Source organism: Naasia sp. SYSU D00057 (genome assembly GCF_017916505.1).
Classification (GTDB): Bacteria; Actinomycetota; Actinomycetes; order Actinomycetales; family Microbacteriaceae; genus Naasia.
The window spans coordinates 722,989-744,129 of sequence record NZ_JAFMSZ010000001.1 but is presented as its reverse complement, the minus strand read 5'-3'; the positions used below and the strand labels follow the sequence as shown (position 1 = coordinate 744,129).

Annotated in this window: 19 protein-coding genes; 9 read left to right on the top strand and 10 right to left on the bottom strand. The window is 73.5% G+C overall.

Annotation, left to right across the window (positions count from 1 at the left end; all coding sequences use genetic code 11):
- The first annotated feature begins 126 nt into the window (after positions 1 to 126).
- The 3 genes from J3P36_RS03515 to J3P36_RS03505 all read left to right on the top strand — a co-directional run bounded on the left by J3P36_RS03515 (position 127) and on the right by J3P36_RS03505 (position 4,703).
- On the top strand, positions 127 to 1,251 hold the full coding sequence (locus tag J3P36_RS03515) for an IniB N-terminal domain-containing protein (RefSeq protein ID WP_210505855.1): 1,125 nt from the start codon (positions 127 to 129) through the stop codon (positions 1,249 to 1,251).
- A gap of 129 nt (positions 1,252 to 1,380) precedes the next feature.
- Positions 1,381 to 3,204, top strand: coding sequence for a dynamin family protein (locus tag J3P36_RS03510; RefSeq protein WP_210505854.1), 1,824 nt, complete (start codon positions 1,381 to 1,383; stop codon positions 3,202 to 3,204).
- The gene (locus J3P36_RS03505) at positions 3,201 to 4,703 is read left to right on the top strand and encodes a dynamin family protein (RefSeq protein ID WP_210505853.1); all 1,503 of its coding nucleotides are present in this window, start codon (positions 3,201 to 3,203) and stop codon (positions 4,701 to 4,703) included. Before J3P36_RS03510 ends, J3P36_RS03505 begins: the two co-directional genes overlap by 4 nt.
- On the opposite strand, the gene J3P36_RS03500 is transcribed toward J3P36_RS03505, so the two are convergent.
- From J3P36_RS03500 to J3P36_RS03480, 6 genes are all read right to left on the bottom strand, one after another.
- Positions 4,662 to 5,171, bottom strand: coding sequence for a hypothetical protein (locus J3P36_RS03500; RefSeq protein ID WP_210505852.1), 510 nt, complete (start codon positions 5,169 to 5,171; stop codon positions 4,662 to 4,664). The two genes, J3P36_RS03505 and J3P36_RS03500, sit on opposite strands and share 42 nt — an antisense overlap.
- A 65-nt stretch (positions 5,172 to 5,236) precedes the next feature.
- The gene (locus J3P36_RS03495) at positions 5,237 to 7,696 is read right to left on the bottom strand and encodes a phosphoketolase (RefSeq protein WP_210505851.1); all 2,460 of its coding nucleotides are present in this window, start codon (positions 7,694 to 7,696) and stop codon (positions 5,237 to 5,239) included.
- Between the two features lie 78 nt (positions 7,697 to 7,774).
- Complete coding sequence (locus tag J3P36_RS03490) at positions 7,775 to 8,680, bottom strand: universal stress protein (protein ID WP_210505850.1); 906 nt, start codon at positions 8,678 to 8,680, stop codon at positions 7,775 to 7,777.
- 116 nt (positions 8,681 to 8,796) lie between these two features.
- A complete protein-coding gene (locus tag J3P36_RS16510) occupies positions 8,797 to 8,928 on the bottom strand; it encodes a hypothetical protein (protein ID WP_282595079.1) in 132 nt (43 codons plus the stop codon).
- Positions 8,929 to 9,009: 81 nt separating this feature from the next.
- Positions 9,010 to 9,666 carry a response regulator transcription factor gene (locus tag J3P36_RS03485; RefSeq protein WP_210505849.1) on the bottom strand — a complete coding sequence of 219 codons (657 nt, stop codon included), beginning with the start codon at positions 9,664 to 9,666 and terminating at the stop codon, positions 9,010 to 9,012.
- A complete protein-coding gene (locus tag J3P36_RS03480; RefSeq protein ID WP_210505848.1) occupies positions 9,663 to 11,357 on the bottom strand; it encodes a GAF domain-containing protein in 1,695 nt (564 codons plus the stop codon). Before J3P36_RS03480 ends, J3P36_RS03485 begins: the two co-directional genes overlap by 4 nt.
- 105 nt (positions 11,358 to 11,462) lie before the next feature.
- Between J3P36_RS03480 and J3P36_RS03475 the strand changes: the two genes are divergently transcribed.
- The gene (locus tag J3P36_RS03475) at positions 11,463 to 12,338 is read left to right on the top strand and encodes a universal stress protein (RefSeq protein WP_210505847.1); all 876 of its coding nucleotides are present in this window, start codon (positions 11,463 to 11,465) and stop codon (positions 12,336 to 12,338) included.
- Positions 12,339 to 12,349: 11 nt separating this feature from the next.
- Here the strand turns inward: J3P36_RS03475 and J3P36_RS03470 are convergent, their stop codons facing one another.
- Positions 12,350 to 13,243 carry a universal stress protein gene (locus J3P36_RS03470; RefSeq protein WP_210505846.1) on the bottom strand — a complete coding sequence of 298 codons (894 nt, stop codon included), beginning with the start codon at positions 13,241 to 13,243 and terminating at the stop codon, positions 12,350 to 12,352.
- 118 nt (positions 13,244 to 13,361) lie between these two features.
- Here J3P36_RS03470 and J3P36_RS03465 point away from each other — a divergent pair, with 118 nt between their 5' ends.
- Complete coding sequence (locus J3P36_RS03465) at positions 13,362 to 14,276, top strand: universal stress protein (protein ID WP_210505845.1); 915 nt, start codon at positions 13,362 to 13,364, stop codon at positions 14,274 to 14,276.
- 184 nt (positions 14,277 to 14,460) lie between these two features.
- On the opposite strand, the gene J3P36_RS03460 is transcribed toward J3P36_RS03465, so the two are convergent.
- Complete coding sequence (locus J3P36_RS03460) at positions 14,461 to 15,327, bottom strand: CPBP family intramembrane glutamic endopeptidase (RefSeq protein WP_210505844.1); 867 nt, start codon at positions 15,325 to 15,327, stop codon at positions 14,461 to 14,463.
- A gap of 157 nt (positions 15,328 to 15,484) precedes the next feature.
- On the opposite strand from J3P36_RS03460, the gene J3P36_RS03455 reads away from it, so the two are divergent.
- Positions 15,485 to 17,437, top strand: coding sequence for a GAF domain-containing sensor histidine kinase (locus tag J3P36_RS03455; RefSeq protein ID WP_210505843.1), 1,953 nt, complete (start codon positions 15,485 to 15,487; stop codon positions 17,435 to 17,437).
- A gap of 11 nt (positions 17,438 to 17,448) precedes the next feature.
- A complete protein-coding gene (locus J3P36_RS03450) occupies positions 17,449 to 18,099 on the top strand; it encodes a response regulator transcription factor (RefSeq protein WP_210505842.1) in 651 nt (216 codons plus the stop codon).
- Here the strand turns inward: J3P36_RS03450 and J3P36_RS03445 are convergent.
- On the bottom strand, positions 18,096 to 18,608 hold the full coding sequence (locus J3P36_RS03445) for a hypothetical protein (protein WP_210505841.1): 513 nt from the start codon (positions 18,606 to 18,608) through the stop codon (positions 18,096 to 18,098). The genes J3P36_RS03450 and J3P36_RS03445 overlap by 4 nt on opposite strands.
- 164 nt (positions 18,609 to 18,772) lie before the next feature.
- On the opposite strand from J3P36_RS03445, the gene J3P36_RS03440 reads away from it, so the two are divergent.
- A complete protein-coding gene (locus tag J3P36_RS03440) occupies positions 18,773 to 19,384 on the top strand; it encodes a Rho termination factor N-terminal domain-containing protein (RefSeq protein ID WP_210505840.1) in 612 nt (203 codons plus the stop codon).
- Between the two features lie 87 nt (positions 19,385 to 19,471).
- On the opposite strand, the gene J3P36_RS03435 is transcribed toward J3P36_RS03440, so the two are convergent.
- Positions 19,472 to 19,891, bottom strand: a complete 420-nt coding sequence (locus J3P36_RS03435) for a glyoxalase superfamily protein (protein WP_210505839.1) — start codon at positions 19,889 to 19,891, stop codon at positions 19,472 to 19,474.
- Between the two features lie 153 nt (positions 19,892 to 20,044).
- Between J3P36_RS03435 and J3P36_RS03430 the strand changes: the two genes are divergently transcribed.
- Entirely contained in the window at positions 20,045 to 21,013 is a 969-nt protein-coding gene (locus tag J3P36_RS03430) for a YafY family protein (protein ID WP_210505838.1), read from the top strand.
- The last annotated feature ends 128 nt before the right edge of the window (positions 21,014 to 21,141 follow it).

Here is a 21,141-nt window from a genome sequence, read left to right as displayed (position 1 = left end):
ACCCGAAGTGCAACACCCACCCGAAGTGCAACACCCACCCGAATAGCAACACCCCTCCCGGAACAGCAACACCCGCAACCCAACTCCATCCCGACGCCCCGACAACCCAAAGGGAGCCACCCGACAATGTCCATCACCCAGCTTCTGCTCGACTTCCTCATGCACCTCCTCAAGGACCCGAAGGCCGCCGAGGAGTTCCTCGACGACCCGCAGGGCGTCCTCGACGAGCACGGCCTCGGCGACATCACGACCGACGACGTCGACGCCGTGATGCCGGTCGTCCTCGACTACGCCCCGGTCGACGCCCACGTCGGCGGCCGCGACTACGACACGGGCGGCAACGAGGTCAGCGGCGGAGACAGCCACTACTCCGGCTCGAACGGATCCTCGGGCGGCTCCGGCGGGTCCGGCGGCGGCTCCGGCTCCGGCGCGACCGTCGCGGAGACCCCGCTCCCGCCGGCGGTGCACCAGCTCACCCACGTCGTCAACAACTTCTCGTACACGAGCCTCGACGACCGGGACACCATCGTCGACCAGTCCGTGAACCAGAACATCTGGGCCGACGGAGACGTCACCCAGCTGTTCGACAACGAGACGATCGTCGCCTCCGGGGACGGCGCCGCCGCTGCCGGCGACGACGCGGCCGTCGACAACTCGACCGACAACTCGACGAACATCAGTGCGGGCGAGGACATCAACGTCGGCAACACCGACATCGACGTCGACATCGAGGACTCGTTCCAGGACAACTCCGACAACTCCGACAACAGCGACAACTCGGTCGACAACTCGGTGAACCTGGACGACTCGCTGAACGGCTCGCTCAACGACAACTCGGACAACTCCGACAACTCCACGACGGACAACTCGGACAACTCCACCGACGTGGACGTCGACATCGACGACTCGTTCCAGGACAACTCCGACAACTCCACCGACGTCGACATCGACGACTCGTTCCAGGACAACTCCGACAACTCGACGACGGACAACTCCGACAACTCGGTCACGGACAACTCCGACACGGACAACTCGATCAACACCGACGTGGACGTGGACGTGGACGACTCCTTCAACGAGACCGAGACGGACGTCGAGCTCGACGACTCGTTCAACGACAACTCCACGAACACCGACGTCGCGATCGACGACATCGAGGCGGAGTTCACGAACATCGAGGACTCCACCGTCGTCGCCCACAACGACACCGACCTCGACGTCGATGTCGTCGAGGAGGACGCCGCCCTCTAGACCCGGCCGCCACCCAACAGGGGGCGCGGCGACCCGAACGCCGCGCTCCCGAGGTCGAGCAGGAAGCCACCCACTTCCTGCTCGACCTCTGTTTGTGCAGGATGGGAACCCGAGGTCGAGGGAGACGACGTGGTCCGATTGGCCGACCTGGTCGCGCAGGGCATCGAGCTGGCCGCTGCCGGGGACCGGGGCGATCTGCGCCGCCGGCTGGAGCAGACGAGGGAGCGGCTCGCGGAGCCGACGATCCGCGTGATCGTCGTCGGCGAGTTCAAGCAGGGCAAGAGCCGGCTGATCAACGCGCTGGTGGGGACGCCGGTCTGCCCGGTCGACGACGACATCGCGACGGCGGTGCCCACGGTGGTCCGCTACGGCGATCCCGCGTCCGCCCGCATCGTGGTGCCGAAGGAGGGCAGCAGCGAGGCCGAGCCGGTGCTGGAGCGACGGCCCGTCGAGCTCGACGGCCTGGCCGAGGAGGTCTCCGAGCGGGGCAACCCGGGCAACCGGCGCGGGCTCGTGGCGGCGGAGGTGTTCCTGCCCCGCAAGCTGCTGGCCGGCGGGCTCACCCTCGTCGACTCGCCCGGGGTCGGGGGTCTCGACTCCGCGCACTCGCTGACGACGCTCGGCGCCCTGCCGATGGCGGACGCGATGCTGCTCGTGTCGGACGCGTCGCAGGAGTACACGGAGCCGGAGATGCAGTTCCTCCGCCAGGCGCTCCGCGTCTGCCCGACCGTCGCCGCCGTCCTCACGAAGACCGACCTGTACCCGCACTGGCGGCAGATCGCGGACCTCGACCGCGGCCACCTCGACCGCATCCAGCCCGGCATCCCCCTCTTCGCGGTCTCGTCCGAGCTGCGCATGCAGGCCGCGCGGCTGAGCGACCGGGAGCTCAACGCGGAGTCGGGCTTCCCGGAGCTCGTCACCTACCTGCGCTCGGAGGTCCTCGGCCATGCGGAGGCGCTGCAGCGGCGGGCGGTCGCGCACGACCTCGTCTCGGTCACCGAGCACCTGAGCCTCGCGCTGCAGACCGAGCTCAGCGCGCTGCTGCATCCGTCGACCACCCCGCAGGTGGTCGCCGAGCTGGAGGCGGCCAAGGAGCGCACCGACGAGCTGCGCCGGCGCACGTCACGCTGGCAGCTGACGCTCAACGACGGAGTCGCCGACCTCATCTCCGACCTGGAGCACGACCTCCGCGACCGGATGCGCGCCATCCAGCGCGACGCGGATGCGGCGATCGACGAGGGCGATCCCGGGCCGGCGTGGGACCAGCTGATGGAGTGGCTCGAGCAGCGTGTGACCGCTGCGGTGTCCGACACGTTCGTGTGGACGGACGAGCGGGCACGCTGGCTGTCGGAGCAGGTGGCCGAGCACTTCAGCCAGGGCGAGGTGCCGCTGCCCACCCTGGCGGCGGAGAGCATCGACAGCGTCCTCGCGCCGGTCGAGTCCGTGCCCGCGCTCGACATCGGGCAGCCCGGCGCGATGCAGAAGGTGCTCATCGGGATGCGCGGGTCGTACGGCGGCGTCCTCATGGTCGGCCTCGTGACGAGCATCGTCGGCATGAGCCTCATCAACCCGTTCTCGCTCGCCGCCGGCCTCGTGCTCGGCCGCAAGGCCTACAAGGACGACCGCGAGGCGCGGCTGAAGAAGCGGCAGAGCGAGGCGAAGAGCCTCATCCACAAGCAGCTCGACGAGGTGATCTTCCAGGTGGGCAAGCAGCTGCGGGACCGGCTGCGGCTCGTGCAGCGCGCCACCCGCGACCACTTCACCGCGATCGCCGACGAGCACCACCGCTCGCTCGGGGCGTCCGTGCTCGCGGCCCAGAAGTCGGTGAACCTCTACGCCGCTGAGCGCGAGAAGCGGGTCCGGGAGCTGCGAGCCGAGCTCAAGAAGGTCGAGGCGCTGCGGGCGCAGGTGCCGGGGGAGCCGGCCCCCGCTGCCCGGACGGCGGCCGCGTGACCGACGACGCCCTCGCCGGCGCGCTCGCCCTGGTCGACAGGGCGCTCGAGGCGTACGCCTCCGACCCGGCGGCCGTCGCAACTCTCCGCGGCTACCGGGCCCGGCTGCAGGAGCCGCTCCGCGTCGCCTTGGCGGGCATGGTCAAGGCGGGCAAGTCGACGCTCCTCAACGCGATCATCGGCGAGGAGATCGCGCCGACGGATGCGGGGGAGTGCACCCGCGTCGTCACCTGGTACCGCTACGGACACACGCCCCGTGTCACGCTCGTGCCCGTCGCCGGGGAGCCGCGGTCCCTGCCGGTGCGCCGCACCGACGGCCGCCTCGCGCTCGAGCTCGGCGGCACGCCGCCCGAGGAGGTGGCGCGCCTCGTCGTCGACTGGCCGGCCGCCGGCCTCCGGGCGCTGACCCTCATCGACACCCCCGGCATCGGCTCCCTGTCGACCGAGGTGTCGGAGCGGTCGATGCGCTTCCTCCTGCCCGAGGACACGCCGTCGGAGGCGGACGCCGTCGTCTACCTGCTGCGTCATCTGCACGCGACCGACCTGCAGTTCCTCGAGTCGTTCCGCGACACCGCCGCCGGCCGCTCGGGCACGGTCAACTCGCTCGCCGTGCTCTCCCGTGCCGACGAGATCGGCGCGGGACGCATCGACGCTCTGGTGTCGGCCCGCACGGTCGCGGACCGGTACCGCCGCGACGGCGGCCTGCGGGCGCTGGCCCTCGCTGTCGTGCCCGTGGCGGGGCTCCTCGCGCAGGGGGCGCGGACGCTCAGCCAGGCGGAGTTCGCAGCCCTGTCCGAGGTCGCCGGACTCGACCGTGACGCGCGGGAGCGGCTCCTCGTCTCGGCCGACCGGTTCGTGCGCGCGGATCCCGCGCTGCGGACGACGCCACAGGCGCGCCAGTCGCTGCTAGACCGCTTCGGCCTGTTCGGCATCCGCCTCGCCGCCGTGCTGCTGCGCTCCGGAGTGACAGAGCCCACGCCGCTCGCGCACGAGCTCGCCCGCCGCAGCGGCCTCGACGCGCTGCTGCGCCTCCTCGGCGACCAGTTCACGGCGCGCGCCGCCGAGCTGAAGGCGCGGAACGCCGTCCTCGGCGTGGAGACGCTGCTCCGGGAGCGGCCCGCGCCCGACTCCGACGCCGTGGCGGCGGTCCTCGAGCGGCTGACGGCCCGCGCCCACGGGCTCGCGGAGCTGCGGCTCCTCGCCGCGCTCCGCACCGGCACCGTCGCCCTGCCCCGCGAGCGCGCCGCCGACGCCGAGCGCCTCCTCGGCGGCGAGGGCGTGTCCGCAGGTCAGCGGCTCGCGCTGCCGGAGGACGCACCGGCCGATGCGGTCGGGCCGGCCGCCCGGGAGGCGCTGCAGCGGTGGCGGCGACTGGCCGAGAGCCCGCTCGCGGACCGGGCGACCGTCGAGGTCTGCCGGGTGGTCATCCGCAGCTGCGAGGCGCTGCTCGCCGAGCGATCAGCGCCCCTGACTCCCGGCCTGGTGCTGACGGGCGACTGAGCGGGCCCCGATCGCCGTGAGCACGAGCGCCGCGGCCGCGAGGCCCAGCTGCACCGCGAGCAGCGCGCGGGACGGCGGCGCGAGTGGGCCGAGTGCGACGAGGGGATCGCCGAGCACGGCGGCCCCGGCATGGAGCAGCAGCACGAGCAGCAGTGCCCAGCGTGCGCCCGCGCGGCGCTCGGCACGACCGCGCAGCGCCAGCTCGATCAGGGTGAGGACGCCGAGCACGGCGACGGCCGTCCAGAACGCGACCGTCGCGACGGTGTCGATCGTGCTGTCGGCGGCGTCGGCCTGAAGGTCGCCGACGAAGGTCCGCAGCCGCTCGAACTGGTCGGTGCGGCGCAGCACCGCGAGCACGAGCACCAGGATCCCGGCGAGCAGGCTGGCGGTCCACAGCGCCTGCCCGACGCGGATGGTGCGGGGCAGTGGGGCGGCGCGGGGGATGGGCGGCGGCGTCCGGTCGGACATCGGCGGCCGGGGCGGGCGCGGCGGCGCCTCCCGGCGGGGAGTGTCGGGGGGCGGCGGCGGGACGCTCACTGCTCGTTGTCCCCACCGGTGGAGGCGATGGAGACCTGGCCGACGCCGACGTTCGCGTCCCGGCTCGCCGTCGTCCCGTCCCACGTCCAGTCCGCGACCTCGGGGATGTCCTCCCCGTGCTCCCGAGTGTGGAGACGGGCGGCGACGCGCGCGTCCTGCATCCGCTGCCGGAGGGCGCCGTAGCGGGCCGCGAGCTGCGGCACGCGGTCCACCACGTCCATCACCAGGTGGTACCGGTCCATGTCGTTCAGCATGACCATGTCGAACGGCGTCGTCGTGGTGCCCGCCTCCTTGTATCCGCGGACGTGCAGGTGGGTGTTGTTCGCGCGGCGGTAGGTGAGGCGGTGGATGAGCCACGGATAGCCGTGGTACGCGAACACGACGGGCACGTCGCGCCCGAACACCGCGTCGTACTCCCGGTCGCTGAGCCCGTGCGGGTGCTCGCCCTCGGACTGCAGCCGCATGAGGTCGACCACGTTCACGACCCGGATCCGCAGGTCCGGGATCTCGCGCCGGAGGATCGAGACCGCGGCGAGCACCTCCAGGGTCGGGATGTCCCCGGCGCAGGCGAGCACGACGTCCGGCTCCTCCCCGTCGACCTCGGTGCCCGCCCACTCGAAGATGCCGAGGCCGCGCGTCATGTGCGCGATGGCGTCGGGCATCGGCAGCCAGTCGAAGGACGGCTGCTTGCCCGCCACCACCACGTTCACGTAGTCGACCGACCGCAGGCAGTGGTCGTACGCGGAGAGCAGCGTGTTCGCGTCGAACGGCAGGTAGACCCGCACGATGTCGGCGCTCTTGTTGACGACGTGGTCGATGAAGCCGGGGTCCTGGTGGGAGAAGCCGTTGTGGTCCTGCCGCCACACGTGGGACGAGAGCAGGTAGTTGAGCGACGCGATGGGCCGCCGCCACGCGATCGTCCGCGACACCTTCAGCCACTTGGCGTGCTGGTTGAGCATCGAGTCGACGATGTGGATGAACGCCTCGTAGCTGTTGAACAGCCCGTGCCGGCCCGTGAGCAGGTAGCCCTCGAGCCAGCCCTGGCACTGGTGCTCGCTGAGCATCTCCATGACCCGACCCGACCGGGCGAGGTGCTCGTCGTCCGGGGCGTACTCGGCGTTCCACTGCTTGCTCGTCGCCTCCAGCACGGCGCCGAGCCGGTTCGACGCCGTCTCGTCGGGGCCGAAGATGCGGAAGTTGCGGGGGTTCGCGCGGACCACGTCGGCGAGCCACTCGCCGAGCACCCGGGTGGGCTCGTGCACGGCGGCGCCGGGGGCGGGCACCTCCACCGCGTAGTCGCGGAAGTCGGGCAGCACGAGGGGGCGGCGCAGCAGGCCGCCGTTCGCGACCGGGTTGGCGCTCATCCGCCGATCTCCCGAGGGCGCGAGCGCGGTGGCCCGCTCGACGGGCGCCCCCTCCTCGGTGAACAGCTCCTCCGGGCGGTAGGAGCGCAGCCAGCCCTCGAGCAGCCGCAGGTGCTCCTCGGTGTCGCGGGCGCTGGCGAGCGGCACCTGGTGCGCCCGCCAGCTGCCCTCCGCCGGATGGCCGTCGATCTCCTTCGGGCAGGTCCAGCCCTTCGGAGTGCGGAGGATGATCATCGGCCAGGAGGGGCGGCCCTCCAGCGTGCCGTCGGCGGCGCGGCGCTTGATGTCGGCGATGCTGTCGAGCGCCGTGTCGAGGGCCGCGGCGAGGCGCCGATGCACGTGCGCCGGGTCCTCCCCGTCGAAGCCGCCCGAGACGAGCAGCGGCGTGTGCCCGTAGCCGCGCATCAGGTCGAGCAGCTCGTCCTCCGGGATGCGGGCGAGCACTGTCGGATTCGCGATCTTCCAGCCGTTGAGGTGCAGGATCGGCAGCACGACCCCGTCGTTCCGCGGGTCGACGAACTTGTTGGAGTGCCAGCTCGTGGCGAGCGGACCCGTCTCGGCCTCCCCGTCGCCCACCACCGCGGCGACCACCAGGTCGGGATTGTCGAAGACGGCCCCGTAGGCGTGGGACAGGGCGTAGCCGAGCTCGCCGCCCTCGTGGATGGAGCCCGGCGTCTCGGGCGCCGCGTGGCTCGGGATGCCGCCCGGGAACGAGAACTGGCGGAACAGCCGCCGCACCCCGTCCTCGCTCAGCGCGATGTCCGGGTACAGCTCGCTGTAGGTGCCGTCGAGGTAGGCGTTCGCCACCATCCCCGGGCCGCCGTGTCCGGGGCCGGTCACGTAGATCGCGTCGAGGTCGCGCTCCTGGATCGCCCGGTTGAGGTGGGCGTACAGCAGGTTGAGTCCGGGCGTCGTGCCCCAGTGGCCGAGGAGGCGCGGCTTCACGTCCTCCCGGCGCAGCGGGCGGCGCAGCAGCGGATTGTCGAGGAGGTAGATCTGCCCGACGGAGAGGTAGTTCGCGGTGCGCCACCAGGCGTCGAGGCGGGCGAGGACGTCGTCGTCGAGGGTGACGGCGTCGGGTGCGGTCGTCATGTGCGTAAGCCTCGCCGTTTCCGCGGCCGACGTCGAGCCTTTCCGGCGCGCCGGTGCGCCTCGACGGGGGCGAGGGTATCAGCCGGCGACGGACGAGGTGGGGCGGCGGTCCTCGCGCCGGGGCAGATGCTGCTTCCGCTCCGAGGGGACGACCGCGATCGGCGCGGGCGGGTTGAGGAGCACGTCGTGCGCGACCGAGCCGAGCTGCAGGATGTCCCGGAAGATGCCGCGTCCGCCGCGGCCGACCACGAGCAGCTGGGCGTTCTCCGCCGCCTCGACGAGCCGCGGGATCGTCGGCCCCTCCTCCAGATGCGTGGTCACGGTCAGGTCCGGATGCGCCGCCACGACCTCGGCGCGCGCGTCCTCGAGCACGCGGCGGCTCGACTCGACGACGTGCTCCCACGGATAGTCGGTGAGGTACATCGGCGTCGGGTAGTTCGGTGCTGCGCTCCACACGTGCACGAGGTCGAGCGCCAGATCGCGCGCCTCGGCCTCCGCCGCCGCGAACGCGACGGTGTTCGGGTGCGTCTCCTCGTCGCCGACGGCGAGGACCACGCTCTCGCGTCCCGGCCGCCAGGACCTCGGCACCACGACCAGCGGGCAGGCGCTCAGCGCGGCGAGCCGCAGGGGGACCGTGCCGTAGACGAGCCGGCGCGCCTTGCTCGACTTGTCGGTGCCGACGACGAGCAGGTCGGTCTCCTCGCTGGCGCGCACCAGTTCGGCGGTCGGCGACCCGGCGCGGATCGCGGACGTGACGGCCAGGCCGGGCGCGCCCGCCTTGACCGCGCTGATGCAGTCGGCGAGGTTCCCCTCGGAGTACCGGCGGACGGCCGCCTCGTACTCCGAGTCGCCGCGCGTATCCGGGATCACCGAGAGGAGCTCGAGCGTCATCCCGGTATGCCGGGAGCGTTCGACAGCCCAGTCGATCGCCGCCCGGCTGCCCGGGCTTCCGTCGACGCCGACCGTGACCCTGCGAATGCCCATGCGCGCCCCTCACTCCTCGTCGAGTTGGCCTGAGGCTGACCGCAGGCGCGAGGGGCCCGTAGGGCCGAAAGTCCCGAGCAGGCCCGAGTCCGAGCGTGCTCAAGTCTCGAGCGGGCTCAGGGGAGCCGGTCGGCCCCCAGGCCCGCCGGAATCGGCACCGAGTAGGTGCGCACGCTGTGCAGCGCGGGCAGCAGCTCGATGGGGGCGACTCGGACGATCGGCGGGAGGACGGGGGCGACAGCGGTCACAGCGGGCTCCAGGATTCGGGAGGGGAGCGGGACGGAGCGGGCGCTCCGTCCCCCGAGGATCGCCGACGCGCCGAGGACGGATCAGGGCCGTTGGTCCCGAGCGGCGTTGCCTCGGTGCTGCATCCCGTAGACCGCCGCCTGGGTCCTCCGCTCCAGCCCGAGCTTGTCGAGCAGGCCCGACACGTAGTTCTTGACCGTCTTCTCGGCGAGCTGGAGGCGCTCGCCGATCTGCCGGTTGGTCAGCCCCTCGGCGATGAGCTTGAGGATCTGCCGCTCGCGCAGCGTCAGCTCGACCTCGGCCTCCTCGGCGCCGTGCGCCTCGCGGAGCAGCCGGTCGCGCACCCGCCGGCGGAGGTCCTCGCGGATCAGCTGCTCGCCGGCGGCGACGCGGCGGAGCGCGGCGACGAGTCCCGTGCCGCGGATGTCCTTCAGCAGCCACCCCTGAGCGCCGGCGAGCAGCGCGGCCTCCTCGATCGACTCGTCCTCGAAGGCGGTGAGCATGAGGCACGGCAGGTCGGGCCGGGACGAGCGCAGCTGGCGGCAGGCGTCGACGCCCGTGCCGTCGGGCAGCCGCACGTCGAGGACGACGACGTCCGGACGGGTGGCCGGCACGCGGAGGAGCGCCGAGCGCACGTCGCCCGCCTCCCCGACGACGGTCATGTCGCCTTCCCGCTCGATGACGTCGGCGATGCCGCGACGCACCAGCTCGTGGTCGTCGACGAGGAACACGCGGATCATCCCGCTCCCCTTCCGGTCGGTGTCGGGACCCTCCATTCGAGCACGGCGCCCCCGCTCTCGCCAGGTGCGAGGCTGCTGACGCCGCCCCAGGCCCGCGCCCTGTCCTCGAGGTTGCCGATGCCGCTGCTCCGGCTGCTGCCGTTCGGCCCGACGCCGTCATCGGCGATGCGCACGGCGATCTGGCGCTCGTCGGCGGCGACCGTGACCTCGACCGCCTGGGCCTCCGCATGGCGGGCCGCGTTCGCGAGGCCCTCGCGCACGACGGCCTCGAGGTCGTCGACGAGGGAGTCGGGGGCCCACCGGTCGACGTGACCTTCGAAGGTGATCCGCGGGGGCGCGGGGAACGCGCTCGCCACCTCTCCGAGCACGTCGAGGAGACGGTGCCGCGGCGTGCCGTTGTCCGGCTGGGTGGAGCGCAGGGCGAAGACCGACTTGCGGATCTCCGCGATCGCCTGGTCCACCAGCTCGCCGACCATCGCGATCTTGGTGCCCGCCGCAGGAGGCACCCCGGCGATGTCGATCGAGTGCAGGGCGAGGCCGGCGCCGAAGAGGCGCTGGATCACGTTGTCGTGCAGGTCACGGGCGATGCGGCTGCGATCCTCGAGGAGGGCGACCCGCTCCCGGGCGCGGCGGGCGTCCCGGAGCTCGAGCGCGACGCTCGCGTGCGACGCGAAGTCGGTCGCCATGTCGAGATCCGACGCCTGGAACCGGGGTGCGCCGAGTCGGCGGATGATGGCCAGCGCGCCGTGCGGGCGCCCGCCGCCCGCCAGGGGGAGGACCATGGCGGGCCCGCCGAGCAGCTCGACGTCGCCGTAGGTCCTCGTGGGGATGGAGGTCGCGAGGAGCGGGTGCCCGCTGTCGATGACGCTGCCGCTGACCGTTCCCTCCTTCGGGAAGACGCGGCCGGACACGGCGTCGGCGCCCTCGCCCCAGGCGTACTCGACGGCGAGGGCGTCGACCGAGGTCGGCATGATGAGCAGCACGAGTCCGGCGTCGGTCATCCCCGCCACAGCCTCGGCGATGAGGCCCAGCGGGTCGGCGCCGTCCACGTCGAGGAGAGCGGCGCTCACCTCGGCCGAGGCGACCGCCCACCGCTGCCGGCGCTGTGTCTCCCCGAAGAGGCGAGCGTTGTCGATCGCGATCCCGGCGGACGCGGCCAGCGCCGAGAGCAGCTCCTCGTCCTCGACGGTGAAGGGCCCGCCGTGGCGGTCGCAGAGGTAGAGGTTGCCGAACACCTCGCCGCGCACACGGATCGGCACGCCGAGGAAGCTGTCGAGCGGTGTGAGGCCCTCCGGGAAGCCGACGGAGCGCGGATCGCGGCTGACGTGCTCCAGCCGCACCGGATCGGCGGTGATGCGACGGAGGATCTCCTGCCCGTGCGCGTGCTCGGCCTGCTCCTGCTCGTCCGCCTCGAGCCCGACCGAGACGAACTCCTCGAGGTCGCCCTCCGGCCCCATGACGCCGAGGGCCCCGCACCGGGCCCCCACCAGATCGACGGCGGCCTGCACGATGCGGCGCAGCACGACGGGGAGGTCGAGCTCCTCGCCGATCGACCGGGTCGCTGCGAGGAGGCTCCGCAGCCGGCCCTGGGTGGAGAGCACGAGCCGGGCCTTGTCCACGAGATCCTCGATCGCCCGCTCCAACTCGGAGCGCGGCAGATCCGGGAAGTGGATCGGAGGGTCGATGCTCATGGCTCGATTCCTGCGTCGTTCTCGACTCGGGACCATCGTCCCTGGTCAGTCCGAAGACTACGCCGTGAGGTGAGAGAGCGCTATGGGTTTCGATAGAGGAGCGAGATGGTCAACGGGACCGCCCTGGCGGCCGAGCAGGCGGCGTCGGGAGCGGCAGTCGATCCCCTGATCCCGCCTGGTGGCCGCTACCTCGTGGGCTTCGACGGCTCCAACGCTGCGCGCCTCGCCCTCGACTGGACTGTCGCGCGGGCGCGGCGGGTGATGCGGCGAGTCGTGCTGGTGGGCGTCGTCGACGCTCACGGAGGTCCGCGGGACGGGTCCTGGCCGAGGGAGAGCGCCGCCGATCTCGGTGCGGTGCTCGCCGCGCGGGCGGAAGACCTGGAGGATGCCGGCGGCACGTTCCCGGTCGCGACCGCGCTCGTCGAGGGCGACGTCGCGACCGCGCTCATGGGCGCCGTGCAGGACGGCGACGCCGTGGTGATCGGGTCCGACAAGACCGGCTACGCGCAGGGACGCATCTACGGCATCCGCAGCATCCAGCTCGCCGCCATCGCGCCCGGGGTGCTCGTCGTCGTGCCGATCGTGGACCTCCGCCTGCGCACCGGCGTGGTCGTCGCCGTCGACCACCCCGCCCATCTGGAGCAGCTGGTGCGTGTCGCCGCCCGGGAGGCGGTCCGCACCTCGGCGCCTCTGCTGCTCGTGCACGCGGTGCCGCAGAACGCCGGCGCCGCCGAGGAGGAGCGAGCGGCTCAACTGCTCGTCCGGGCACGCGAGCTGGCCACCGGCGAACCCGGCGTGAGGAACGTCGTGTCGCACCTGCTCCATCGGCAGGCTGCCGATGCCATCCTGAGCCTCTCGCGGGATCGCGCGCTGCTCGTCGTCGGCGCCTCCCGCAATCGCGGCGTCCTCGGCGTCGGCCGCACCCTGCACGACCTGCTGACGAACCTGAACGTCCCGATCGTCGTGCTGCCCCGCGTCTAGCCCTCCGCCGCCTACTCCCGGTCCTTGCCGGTCGGCACGATCGCGAGCGGGCAGGGCATCGTGCCGATGAGGTCGTGCGCGAGGGACCCGAGTACGACGTCGCGGAACACCCCCGCGCCATGCCGGCCGAGCACCGCCAGGCCGGCGGTGATCAGCTCGGGACGCAGCGCGCCGAGGCGCGGGCCCTCCACGAGGTGCTCGACCACGTCGAGGCCGGGGTAGAGGGTGCGGATCCGCTCCACCCGCGTGGAGAGGACGGTCTGCGCGTCCTGCGCCGCCGACGCGTAGCCGGCGCTCGACGCGGCGAGACCCGCCGGGTAGCCGGGGGCCACCTGCCAGGCGTGCACGGCGGTGAGGGGCGTGCCCCGGCGCAGCGACTCCTGGGCGGCGAAGTGCAGCGGCTCGTCCGTGTCGTCGTTCTCGCCGACGAGCAGCACGACCCGGTCGGAGGGATGCCACTCCCGCGGCACGACGACGAGAGGGCAGCGCGTGACCGCGGCCGTGTAGAGGGGCAGCGACGTGTCGACGAGGCCCCCCAGCCGCGTGGGCCGATCGGAGCCGAGCACGAGGAGGTCGGTGCGGCGCAGATGCCCGACCATGGCGCGGCCGACCGAGTGCGAGCGGGCCGCGGCGTAGCGCACCCACCACACGGCGTCGGGGCCGGGCGCGTCCTGCTCCTCGCGCAGCCGGGCGGCGACCTGGGCGCGGGTCACCTGCGCGGTCTCGACGACGAGGAGGCGCAGCACGTCGCGGCCCGGACGGAGCGCAGCGCTCGCCCAGCGCAGTGCCGAGAATCCCGCGTCGGTGCCGTCGAGGGCGGCCACCACCCTGCGCGTGATGGAGGGGTGGGACGCCTCGGCGCCCTCGGTTCCGGGCTGCGCCGCGGCGCGGGCGGGGGCGTCCATGGCCGCACGTTCCCCCGCGCAGGCGACCGCGGCCAGGGCCCTAGGTCCCGCCGGGACCTTCGGCCCTGGTCTGCGGACCGTCCCCGCCGGACCCTGCCCACGCCGGAAGGAGCACGCCGTGACCACCACCGACCCTCCGCATCCCGTACCCGCGCTGGAGGAGCACGCCGCGGACGGCGCGGTCGAGCGCGTCCTGTTCGCGACGGACGGGGGCGAGGCGGGCGCCGGTGCTCTGCGCTGGGTCGCCCGCCGCGCCAAGTCGCACCGCCTCGACGTCGAGATCCTCACGGTCGTCGAGCAGGAGTGGGTGACGGGGGAGCTGACGACCTCCCAGTTCGACGACGCAGGCGAGCGGGCTGTCGCCGCGGCCCGGCAGGCACTCGAGCGGACGGCGCCTTCGGCCGTCGTGTCGACCGGCGTCGGCTGGGGGGATCCGCGCACCGCCTTCTCCCGAGCCTCCGAGGACAAGGACCTCCTCGTCGTCGGCTCGAACCGGACGGGGCGGCTCTCCGCGCTGCTCGGCAGCACCTTCCCGATGAAGCTCGTCGAGGGCGCGAAGTGCCCCGTGGTCGTGGTCCCGCGCAACTGGCAGCCGAGCCATGGCGCCGTCGTCGTCGGCGTGCAGGGCGACGGGAGCGACGAGGCCGCGGTGCGCTTCGCGGCGAGGGAGGCGACCATCCTGCACCGGGAGCTGCGCGTCGTGCACTCGTGGAGCGTGCCGACCGTGCTCGGCCCGGAGATCCCGATGCCGACGGACGAGGCGGGGGTCGCGGACACGCACGACGTCGTGCTCGACCGCGTGCTCGCCGAGCTGCGGATCATGCATCCCGGGCTGGAGATCCGCGGGGTGCTCGCAGAAGGGGAGGCGGCCGACGTCCTCGCCCGGGAGGCGACCGGCGAGGAGCTGCTCGTGGTGGGCTCGCACGGCTGGACCGTGATGGACCGGTTCTTCCTCGGCTCCATCAGCCGCGAGGTGCTCACGCGTCCGCCGTGCCCCGTCGCCGTGGTCCGCCCCCGCGAGAAGGGGCGCTGACCGGCGTTCGTGGGACCTTGGTCCCTTCAGGGGGTCGGGGGCGCCGACGGAGAGTGGCATCTGACCCGGATCGATGCCCGACGATCCGGCCGGTGTCTTCGGACTCCGTACCTGCGGAGGAGGACCCGCGGGAGCTTCTGCCACCTGAGAGCTCCAGCAGATCCTCCTCCGCAGGCATGCCCGCCTAGCGCCGGCGCCAGAGCGGCATCGTGACGAGTACGCCTCCGACGATGCCGGCGGTGGTGAGCACGCCGCCCTCGCCGAGCCAGACCGCCGCGCCCGGCCCGGTCACGGTCGCGGGCTGGGCCACGAGGTAGAGCGCCGCGTTGAGTGTCGCGTGCAGCACGAGCACCGGCCAGATGCTGCCGGTGCGCAGCCGCAGCCAGGCGAGGGGGAAGGCGAGCGCGACGCACTGCACCGCGAACAGCGCCACTGCGGCGAGCGGTGCGACGCCCTCGTCGATGCCACCAGGGAGAAACAGCATCATCGGGATGTGAAACGCCGCCCAGGCGAGGCCGAGCAGGACGGCGACCGCGTCGCGGGACCGGCCGGCCGCGAGTCGCGGCACCAGGAAGGAGCTCCAGCCGAGCTGCTCGCCGATCGCCAGCAGCACGAATGGGAGAAGCCCCGGCAGAAGGCCGATGAGCGCGACGACGGGGGCGGGGAGGCCCATGGTCTGGGAGAGGGCCTCCGCCGAGAACGCCGCGGCGCCGGTCAGCCACGCCGTCCCGTAGCCGAGTCCTACGCCGGCGATCGCGATCAGCCAGCCGGTACCGACGACGCGCAGCGGCACTCGGCGGAAGCCCCAGACGGGCGCGCCGCCGCCGACCGCCCACGTCACGAGGGTGGCGAGAGCCGGGGCGAGGGACTGCGAGAACAGGGCGATCTGGGCGCCGACGGGCGCCCGGTCCAGGTGCGCGAGGTCGGCGCCCTGGGAGACGGCGTACGCGACCGCGGGCAGCACGAGGGCAGTGAGAGTGATCCCGAACACGGCGAGCTGCCGGCGGGTGGAGAGGCGGGTGCGGGACGGGGAGGGAGCGAGTGCTGTCATGGCCGGAAGTCCACCGCCGCGCCGGGTCCCCGCGCCTGAGTCCCGGGTCCCCTTCGGGTCCTGACGTGCCGAGTGGGCTGCGCGGGGACCGGTCCCGGTCGGGAACAGGACCCGGGTCCTATTCCGCCGCCGGACGTGCGCCCGCCAGGATGGCCGCATGCCGTCCCGCACGCCATGGGCACTCGCCGCCGCCTGTCTGGCCGCCGTCGCCGCCGGTGTCGGCCTGAGCGTCGCCTCGGGGGCGCCGGACCTCGCCTATCTGGGGGTCGACGCCGTGGTCGGCGCGACGTATCCGCTGATCGGCGCTCTGATCGCGGCCCGTCACCCCCGGCACCCCGTGGCGTGGCTCTTCTTCCTCGGCGGCGGGGGTCTCGCCCTGCAGGCCTTGACCGGCGGGTACGCCGCGGTCGGACTGGACGCGGGATGGCCGGGTGCCGGCGTCGCCGCGTGGATCGCCAACTGGATCTTCTTCGCCGGGCTCGGACCGCTCCTGCTGCTGCCCGTGCTCGTCCCCGACGGACGGCTGCCGTCGCCCCGCTGGCGCCCGGCCGTGGCCGCGCTCGCCGCGGCGATAGCGGTCCTGCTCGTGCTCCTGATGCTCCGTGACCGGATCTGGGTGTGGGGCCTCGAGACCGCGAACCCGATCGGCGTGGTGCCGACGGACACCGTGATCGCGCCCGCGTTCGCGGCCGTGATCGTCGCGACCGCCGGAGCGGCGGTGGTCGCGCTCGTGGTGCGGGTCCGCCGTGACGCGGACCAGCGCCGCCGGCTGACGCCGATCCTCGCCGCCGCGGTGCTCCTCGCGGCCGCCCTCGCGACCGATGCGCTGCTGCCGCCGCACTCGGCGGTCGGCACGACCCTGATGGCGCTTGCGCTGCCGCTGCTGCCGGTCGCGACCGCGGTGTCGATCTTCCGGCACCGGCTGTTCGACATCGAGGTGTACGTGCGGCGGACGGTGGTGTTCGTCGCGGTCGCCGCCGTGCTGCTCGCGGTCTACCTGGCGATCGTCGCGACGTTCCACACCCTGCTCGGCGCCGACGCGGGGGTCGTCGTCCAGCTGCTCGCCACGGCCGTCGTCGCCGTCGCGTTCGCTCCCGTGCGGGACGTCGCGCAGCGGGCGGTCGCGCGGGTGCTCTTCGGCGACCGCGGCGACCCGGCGTCCGCGCTCGCCTCCCTCGGCAGCCGGCTGGAGGCCTCGGCCGACGCGGGCCGACTGCTCGACGGGGCGGCGGAGACGGTGGCCGCGACGCTGCGGTTGCCGGCGGTCGCCATCCTCGACGCCGACGGCGCCCCGGTGTCCGCGTCGGGCGAGCCGCGGGCCGATGCGCTGCGCGTGCCGCTCACGTCCGGCGGGCAATTCGAGGGCGAGCTGCTCGCCGCCCCGAGGTCGCCCGGCGAACGGCTGTCGCCCGCGGACGTCGCGGTGCTCGAGGGGCTCGGCCGGCACCTGGCTGTCGCGCTGGCCGCGTCACGGCTGTCCCGGGAGGTGCAGGCGTCGCGCGAGCGGCTCGTGGCCGCCCGCGAGGAGGAGCGCCGCTACCTCCGCAGGGAGCTGCACGACGGGCTCGGTCCCGGCCTCGCCGCCATCGGCCTCCGCCTCGACGTCCTCGAGGCGAAAGCCCCGCCCGAGCTCGGTCCCTCGATCGCGGCGGTGCGGTCGCTCGCCTCGTCCCTCGTCGCCGACGTGCGCCGCATGGTCCACGACCTGCGTCCCTCGGCCCTCGACGAGCTCGGCCTGGTCGGAGCGCTCGAGGACCTCGCGCTTCGCCCGGACCGGGGCCCGCAGGTCACGGTGCGCACGCCCGCCGGCGCTCTGCCGCCCCTGCCGGCCGCCGTCGAGGTCGCCGCCTACCGGATCGTGCAGGAGGCGCTCGCCAACGCGCTGCGCCACTCGGAGGCGCGCGGCGTCGAGATCACCGCGGAGGCGTCCGGCCGGCGCCTCGTGCTCACCGTCGCCGACGACGGCCGCGGCATGCCCGAGACGGTGCGGGAGGGCGTGGGCAGCGGCAGCATGCGCGAGCGCGCGGCGGAGCTCGGCGGCGCGCTGCGTCGCGCTCCGCGGCCGGGAGGCGGCACGATCGTGGAGGCGGAACTCCCGCTCGGACGATGACGGAGCCGGACATGACGGACCGCCCCCTGCGGGTGCTGCTGGTCGACGACCACCCGCTGCTGCGCCACGGGCTCAAGGCGCTGCTCGAAGACGTCGGCGGTGCCGCCGTCGTCGGCGAGGCGGGGGACGGCGCGGAGGCCGTCGAGCTCGCCCTGCGGCTGGAACCGGACGTCGTCGTGATGGACCTCGTCATGCCCGGCATGTCGGGCATCGACGCGACGCGCCGCCTGCTCGACGCGAGGCCCGAGCTCGGGGTTCTCGTGCTGACGATGAGCGACGACGACGCGTCCGTCTTCGCCGCCCTCCGCGCCGGCGCCCGCGGCTACGTGCTGAAGGGCAGCGGCGGCTCCGAGTTCCTCGACGCCGTGCGCTCCGTCGCCCGGGGCGAGGCTGTCTACGGCGCCGGCGTCGCGGGACGCATCCGCCGCTTCCTGACCTCCGGGCCGGCCACCACCGCGACGCCGTTCCCGGACCTCACGGCTCGCGAGCGGGAGATTCTGGACCTGCTCGCGGACGGCCGCTCCAACGCGGAGATCGCGTCCGCCCTCTTCCTCAGCCTCAAGACCGTGAAGAATCACCTGACCAGCATCTTCGCGAAGCTGCAGGTCGCCGATCGGGCTCAGGCCGCGGTCCGCGCACGTCAGGCCGGGTTGGGGGACTAGGGGCGGTCGTCCGGCGCCGTCGCGGTTCGATCGGGCGCCGCCCGGTCCTCCGGCTCGTCCCCGCTCGCCACCCGGCGGTTCTCCCGCTCGAACCAGGCGGTGTCGATCCGGCCCGCCGCCCAGCCCGCCAGGTTGCTGTTGAGGACCGTCACCAGGGCGAACCGCTGGGCCGGGGTCTCCGCGTTGACGAGGGCGATGAGCCGGTCGAGCGCCCATGCCGCCACGGGAGCGTCCTTCTCCTGAAGGCTCGCGCTGAGCTCCGACACGGCCGCCGTCGCGCGGCTCATCTGGCGGAGGGTCTCCGGCTGCAGTGCCTTCCCGGCCGCCGGCGGGTGAACCTCCCGCACACGGGAGAGCTGCTCGGCCTCCGTGCCGATGTTCTCGATCGCCTGCAGCCGCTGGCCGCGCCGCCCGTTCCTGCCGAGCCGTCCGGAGAGGGCGAGGGCGCACGCCAGTGCGCCGAGTGCCGCGCCCACCAGACCGCTCGCGAAAGCCGTCCAGTCCCACATACGACGGACTCTAGCGACCTCGTTCGCGCCCCGGGGACCGCGGACGGGCCTCGTCGAGGCGAGGCGTCGGGGGCGCCGTCGCAACCCCTTTCGCTCGCCCCCGGCCGTCGGCGAGCCTGCTGGAGGCGCGCGGAGAGATGCGCACGGACCGAAGGAGGACATCCATGGCCGAGGAGCCGGGCAACCAGACCCCGAACACGCCCGACGTCAGCGAGACCGAGCTGCGCGAGAAGACGGTCGACGAGCTGCGCGAGGAGGCGAAGGAGGCCGGCGTGAGCGGCACGTCAGGCATGAAGAAGGACGAGCTGGTCGACGCGGTCGCGCAGGCGCGCAAGTCCGGCGGCGGCGACACCAGCGGATCCGACGGCGGCGACGAGGGCGAGAGCGTCGGCGCGGGCCCGGACGGCGGGCACCTGCGCACCGGCCCCGACACGTCGAAGTCGCTCAAGTACAGCCAGGAGATCACCTCGCCCGACGAGGAGCCGGAGCGCGAGGGGCGGAGCCTCGCCACCACCCATCACGAGGTGATCAAGCAGTGGGCGGAGTCGCGCGGGGCGCGACCGGCCACCGTGCCCGGCACGGAGCACGACGACCACCTCGGGGTGCTGCGCCTCGACTTCAACGAGCCGACCGAGGGCCTGCGCGAGGTGACCTGGGAGGAGTGGTTCGCGACGTTCGACGAGCGCCGCCTCAACTTCATCTACCAGGAGGAGCGCAGCGACGGGAACCAGTCGAACTTCTTCATCCTGGAGAGCCCCGACCGCGAGGACGGCTAGCGCCTCGTTCGCCGAGTGCGCCTCAGCGCACCGAGTGCGCCCCGTGCACGGGGCGCACTCGGTGCTTCAGGGCGCATTCGGCGGACGTCAGCCGGCGGCCTCCGCTCCGGCGGCCGCGGCCTCCGCCGCTCGGGCCGCCCGGATCGCGGTCAGGTCCTGCAGGGCCCAGGCGTTGCCGTCCGGGTCCTTGAAGTAGACGAACCGGCCCCACGCCTGCTCGTCCACGCCCTGCGCCTCGACGCCCTTCGCCCGCAGCTGCGCGAGCGCCTCGTCCGCGTCGGGGATGACCACCTGGATGCCCTGAAGGCTGCCGGGCGCCATCGTCGTGAAGTTGAGGTCGAGCACGATGGAGCACGCCGATCCGGGCGGCGTCAGCTGCACGAAGCGGGTGTTCTCGTCGACCGTCACGTCGTAGTCGGCGGTGAACCCGATCGTGTCGACGTAGAACGCCTTCGCGCGGTCGATGTCCGAGACGGGCACCGCGAGCAGCTCGATCTTCCAGTCCATGGTTCTGTCCTTTCGGGAGAGTGCGGGAGGAGGGGCTCGGGACCACGAGCCCGACTGCGTCGGTCGGTCGCATCCGGGCGGATCGAGGTCATGCGAGCACGCTAGGAGGGAATGCGGTCAGTTCTCGTCCTCGATCCGGAGGAGTATTGCCGCATGTCGGAGACCACTCCCGCGCGGCGCCTGCTCGCGCTTCTCGGGCTGCTGCAGACCCACCGGCACTGGGCGGGCGCCGAGCTCGCGAACCGGCTGGGCGTGACCGCCCGCACCCTGCGCCGGGACATCGACCGCCTGCGCGGGCTCGGCTACCGCGTCGAGTCGGTGCCCGGCGTCGCGGGCGGCTACCGCCTCGCGGCGGGCTCCGCCCTGCCGCCCCTGCACCTCACCGACGACGAGGCGGTGACGATGGCGATCGGCCTGCGCGTCGCCGCGACGCAGGGGCTCGCGGATGGCGCCAACACCACCCTCACCGCCCTCGCCAAGCTCGAGCAGGTGCTGCCGCCGCTGCTGCGGGAGCGGGTGAACGCGCTCGGCAACGCGGTCCAGCCGGCGCAAACCGTCGCTCCGCCGGTGGCGCCGGAGGTGCTCGGCCGTCTCGCGCTGGCCTGCCGCGACCGGGAGCGCATCCGGTTCGCCTACGTCGCAGCCTCGGGCGAGGAGACGCGCCGCGTGGTGGAGCCGCACTCGCTCGTCGCGGCGGAGCGCGCGTGGTTCCTGGTGGGCTGGGACGTGCACCGCAGCGACTGGCGCACGTTCCGTGTCGACCGGCTCGCGGACCTCTTCCTCACCCGGCTGCACTTTCCGCCCCGCGAGCTGCCCGCAGCGGATGCCGCCGAGTTCGTGGCGGCCGCCGCCTCGTCCCTCGCCACGGCGCGCACCGCCCGCGTCGTGATGCGCCTCCCGTTCGAGCGGATGCGCGATCACTTCGGTCCGTGGGCCCGCGGCGCCGAGCCGGTGGGGGAGGACCGCACCAGCTGGCCGATCCGCGGCCGCACCGACGAGGAGCTCCTCAGCGCGCTCGCCTGGATCCCCGCGGGGGTCGACTACGAGGTGGAGGGCGACGAGGACCTGCTGCGCCGCCTCGCCGAGGTGGCGCAGCGGATGACGCGGGCCGCCTCCCGCTGACGCGGGGAGTGCGGACAAGTCGCGACGGTCTACGGGTGCGATCTGTCCGCACGACCCGCGCGGCCTCCGCACAGTGCCGACCGCCTCCGCCAGAGTGGAGGCAGCGCCGGTGCATCGGGCGCGGAAGG